General features: G+C 52.4%; 2 rRNA genes. Both read right to left on the bottom strand.

The features are described 5' to 3' along the window. Nucleotides 1-12: 12 nt before the first annotated feature. Nucleotides 13-2,894: ribosomal RNA gene (locus DIE03_RS37850) — 23S ribosomal RNA — on the bottom strand. Between the two features lie 383 nt (nucleotides 2,895-3,277). Beyond that, nucleotides 3,278-4,810 (bottom strand): 16S ribosomal RNA (locus DIE03_RS37845). Together the 16S and 23S rRNA genes form the textbook arrangement of a ribosomal RNA operon. Nucleotides 4,811-5,020 lie beyond the last annotated feature (210 nt).

Genomic DNA, 5,020 nt, shown 5'->3' with positions numbered 1-5,020 from the left:
CAGACTTGTTATAGGATCAAGCCTTACGGGCAATTAGTATCAGTTAGCTGAACGCATTACTGCGCTTACACACCTGACCTATCAACGTCCTGGTCTCGAACGACCCTTCAAGGGGATCTAGTCCCCAGGGATATCTCATCTTAAGGCGAGTTTCCCGCTTAGATGCTTTCAGCGGTTATCTCTTCCGAACATAGCTACCCGGCGATGCCACTGGCGTGACAACCGGTACACCAGAGGTTCGTCCACTCCGGTCCTCTCGTACTAGGAGCAGCCCCCTTCAAATATCCAACGCCCACGGCAGATAGGGACCAAACTGTCTCACGACGTTTTAAACCCAGCTCACGTACCTCTTTAAATGGCGAACAGCCATACCCTTGGGACCGGCTACAGCCCCAGGATGAGATGAGCCGACATCGAGGTGCCAAACACCGCCGTCGATATGAACTCTTGGGCGGTATCAGCCTGTTATCCCCAGAGTACCTTTTATCCGTTGAGCGATGGCCCTTCCATACAGAACCACCGGATCACTATGACCTGCTTTCGCACCTGCTCGACTTGTCGGTCTCGCAGTTAAGCACGCTTATGCCATTGCACTATCAGCACGATTTCCGACCGTACCTAGCGTACCTTCGTACTCCTCCGTTACGCTTTGGGAGGAGACCGCCCCAGTCAAACTGCCTACCATGCACTGTCCCCGACCCGGATCACGGGCCAAGGTTAGAACCTCAAACAAACCAGGGTGGTATTTCAAGGACGGCTCCACCGAAACTAGCGTTCCGGTTTCATAGCCTCCCACCTATCCTACACAGATCGGTTCAAAGTCCAATGCAAAGCTACAGTAAAGGTTCATGGGGTCTTTCCGTCTAGCCGCGGGTAGATTGCATCATCACAAACACTTCAACTTCGCTGAGTCTCGGGAGGAGACAGTGTGGCCATCGTTACGCCATTCGTGCAGGTCGGAACTTACCCGACAAGGAATTTCGCTACCTTAGGACCGTTATAGTTACGGCCGCCGTTTACCGGGACTTCAATCAAGAGCTTGCACCCCATCATTTAATCTTCCGGCACCGGGCAGGCGTCACACCCTATACGTCCACTTTCGTGTTTGCAGAGTGCTGTGTTTTTATTAAACAGTCGCAGCCACCAGTTTATTGCAACCCCTTCACCCTTTGCCCGCAGGGGCATCAAGCTACAAGGGCGTACCTTATCCCGAAGTTACGGTACCAATTTGCCGAGTTCCTTCTCCCGAGTTCTCTCAAGCGCCTTAGAATACTCATCTCGCCCACCTGTGTCGGTTTGCGGTACGGTCATCGTTAGACTGAAGCTTAGAGGCTTTTCTTGGAACCACTTCCAATTGCTTCGCTCCCTAGGGAGCTCGCGCCACACCCTTGAATCCTGCGCCCGGATTTGCCTAAGCGCCTTCTCCAATGCAGCGACCGGGACTTCCAACACCCGGACAACCTTCCGCGATCCGTCCCCCCATCGCATCTAACAATGGTGCAGGAATATTGACCTGCTTCCCATCAGCTACGCATTTCTGCCTCGCCTTAGGGGCCGACTCACCCTACGCCGATGAACGTTGCGTAGGAAACCTTGGGCTTACGGCGAGGGGGCCTTTCACCCCCTTTATCGCTACTCATGTCAGCATTCGCACTTCCGATACCTCCAGCACGCTTTTCAACGCACCTTCGCAGGCTTACGGAACGCTCTCCTACCATGCGTACAATGTACGCATCCGCAGCTTCGGTATATAGCTTAGCCCCGTTACATCTTCCGCGCAGGACGACTCGATCAGTGAGCTATTACGCTTTCTTTAAAGGGTGGCTGCTTCTAAGCCAACCTCCTGACTGTTTTAGCCTTCCCACTTCGTTTCCCACTTAGCTATATTTGGGGACCTTAGCTGGCGGTCTGGGTTGTTTCCCTCTTGACACCGGACGTTAGCACCCGATGTCTGTCTCCCGTGATTGCACTCTTCGGTATTCGGAGTTTGCTATGGCGGGGTAATCTGCAATAGACCCCCCAACCATGACAGTGCTCTACCCCCGAAGGTGAGACACGAGGCACTACCTAAATAGTTTTCGGAGAGAACCAGCTATTTCCAAGTTTGTTTAGCCTTTCACCCCTATCCACAGCTCATCCCCTAACTTTTCAACGTTAGTGGGTTCGGACCTCCAGTACGTGTTACCGCACCTTCATCCTGGCCATGGATAGATCACTTGGTTTCGGGTCTACGCCCAGCAACTGAACGCCCTATTCGGACTCGCTTTCGCTACGCCTGCCCTATACGGTTAAGCTTGCTACTGAACGTAAGTCGCTGACCCATTATACAAAAGGTACGCCGTCACCCCTTACGAGGCTCCGACTGTTTGTATGCATGCGGTTTCAGGATCTATTTCACTCCCCTCCCGGGGTTCTTTTCGCCTTTCCCTCACGGTACTGGTTCACTATCGGTCGATCACGAGTATTTAGCCTTGGAGGATGGTCCCCCCATCTTCAGACAGGATTTCACGTGTCCCGCCCTACTTGTCGCACACCTAGTTCTTTCATACTGTTTTCGCCTACAGGGCTATCACCTGCTATGGCCGCACTTTCCAGAGCGTTCGGCTAACAATACAAATAAAGAGTGCAAGGCTCATCCCATTTCGCTCGCCACTACTTTGGGAATCTCGGTTGATTTCTTTTCCTGCGGTTACTTAGATGTTTCAGTTCACCGCGTTCGCTTCACATGGCCTATGTATTCAGCCATGGATACTCCAAAAGGAGTGGGTTTCCCCATTCGGACATCTACGGATCAAAGCTTGTTTGCCAGCTCCCCGTAGCTTTTCGCAGGCTACCGCGTCCTTCATCGCCTGTGATCGCCAAGGCATCCACCACATGCACTTGTTCGCTTGACCCTATAACGAGTCTGTCTCGTTACAGGTTGAGTTCTCGCGTTGTGCCGTATTCCAATTGAGCCGAACATTAAGTTCGAATCATCTTGAGATACATCGATACAATCACAACCCGGATAGTTTTCACGTCCATCTCGAGACGCTTCCGCTATCCAAATTACTTGCTTCTTCCAGATTGTTAAAGAACGACAGCCGATACTTTCGTACCGCTCTGACTGGCTCAATCGCCAATGAGAAAAACTCGAACCAAACTTCATTCGAATGTTTGTCATTGAGGATTATCGAAAGCGGCCGGCATTATAACCGTTAAAACCGCTAACAGACAGTCTTTCTGTCTTTATCAACAGCCGATAAGCGTGAGCGCTCAACTTTGCGAGAAGCTCTGGAAAGGAGGTGATCCAGCCGCACCTTCCGATACGGCTACCTTGTTACGACTTCACCCCAGTCATGAATCCTACCGTGGTGACCGTCCTCCTTGCGGTTAGACTAGCCACTTCTGGTAAAACCCACTCCCATGGTGTGACGGGCGGTGTGTACAAGACCCGGGAACGTATTCACCGCGGCATGCTGATCCGCGATTACTAGCGATTCCAGCTTCATGCACTCGAGTTGCAGAGTGCAATCCGGACTACGATCGGTTTTCTGGGATTAGCTCCCCCTCGCGGGTTGGCAACCCTCTGTTCCGACCATTGTATGACGTGTGAAGCCCTACCCATAAGGGCCATGAGGACTTGACGTCATCCCCACCTTCCTCCGGTTTGTCACCGGCAGTCTCCTTAGAGTGCTCTTGCGTAGCAACTAAGGACAAGGGTTGCGCTCGTTGCGGGACTTAACCCAACATCTCACGACACGAGCTGACGACAGCCATGCAGCACCTGTGCGCCGGTTCTCTTTCGAGCACTCCCACCTCTCAGCAGGATTCCGACCATGTCAAGGGTAGGTAAGGTTTTTCGCGTTGCATCGAATTAATCCACATCATCCACCGCTTGTGCGGGTCCCCGTCAATTCCTTTGAGTTTTAATCTTGCGACCGTACTCCCCAGGCGGTCAACTTCACGCGTTAGCTACGTTACTAAGGAAATGAATCCCCAACAACTAGTTGACATCGTTTAGGGCGTGGACTACCAGGGTATCTAATCCTGTTTGCTCCCCACGCTTTCGTGCATGAGCGTCAGTATTGGCCCAGGGGGCTGCCTTCGCCATCGGTATTCCTCCACATCTCTACGCATTTCACTGCTACACGTGGAATTCTACCCCCCTCTGCCATACTCTAGCCTGCCAGTCACCAATGCAGTTCCCAGGTTGAGCCCGGGGATTTCACATCGGTCTTAGCAAACCGCCTGCGCACGCTTTACGCCCAGTAATTCCGATTAACGCTCGCACCCTACGTATTACCGCGGCTGCTGGCACGTAGTTAGCCGGTGCTTATTCTTCCGGTACCGTCATCCCCCGACTGTATTAGAGCCAAGGATTTCTTTCCGGACAAAAGTGCTTTACAACCCGAAGGCCTTCTTCACACACGCGGCATTGCTGGATCAGGCTTTCGCCCATTGTCCAAAATTCCCCACTGCTGCCTCCCGTAGGAGTCTGGGCCGTGTCTCAGTCCCAGTGTGGCTGGTCGTCCTCTCAGACCAGCTACTGATCGTCGCCTTGGTAGGCCTTTACCCCACCAACTAGCTAATCAGCCATCGGCCAACCCTATAGCGCGAGGCCCGAAGGTCCCCCGCTTTCATCCATAGATCGTATGCGGTATTAATCCGGCTTTCGCCGGGCTATCCCCCACTACAGGACATGTTCCGATGTATTACTCACCCGTTCGCCACTCGCCACCAGGTGCAAGCACCCGTGCTGCCGTTCGACTTGCATGTGTAAGGCATGCCGCCAGCGTTCAATCTGAGCCAGGATCAAACTCTTCAGTTCAAACCTGTTACTGTTTTCGGTTCGGTTAAGAACCGGTCGCTCACTCAAAGCTGACAGGAATATGAATCACTTCATAAACCTGACTTACTTTAGTGTGAGACTCTTGATACTTTCGCTATCTGATCCGAAGATCAGCTCGCTTCCATCAAGCGCCCACACTTATCGGCTGTTAATTTTTAAAGAGCATTTCTGCGAGAAACTCCGTGTTTC

Origin of the sequence: Burkholderia sp. Bp8992 (genome assembly GCF_003853705.1) — a bacterium.
In the GTDB taxonomy this organism is placed as follows: Bacteria; Pseudomonadota; Gammaproteobacteria; order Burkholderiales; family Burkholderiaceae; genus Burkholderia.
The sequence above is the reverse complement of the archived record's forward strand: the minus strand, read 5'-3'. Positions and strand labels throughout refer to the sequence as shown.